At 56.5% G+C, this 255-nt stretch carries 1 protein-coding gene; it reads right to left on the bottom strand.

Going from position 1 to position 255, the window contains the following annotated elements; all coding sequences use genetic code 11:
* A partial coding sequence (locus ACZ9W6_RS17715; RefSeq protein ID WP_465192499.1) for an EF-Tu/IF-2/RF-3 family GTPase occupies positions 1–255 on the bottom strand: 255 nt, incomplete at both ends.

Genomic DNA, 255 nt, shown 5'->3' with positions numbered 1-255 from the left:
GAACCTGACCACGCTCAACGTCTTCACGCTTGGTACCACGCAGCAGCACGCCAACGTTGTCACCAGCCTGACCCTGATCCAGCAGCTTGCGGAACATTTCCACGCCGGTGCAAGTGGTCTTGACAGTATTCTTCAGACCAACGATTTCCAGCTCTTCGCCAACCTTGACGATACCGCGCTCTACACGACCGGTAACAACGGTACCACGGCCGGAGATGGAGAATACGTCCTCGATTGGCAGCAGGAACGGCTTGT

The sequence above is a fragment of the Vogesella lacus genome (assembly GCF_979366295.1).
This window is presented reverse-complemented; position numbering and strand designations above follow the sequence as displayed.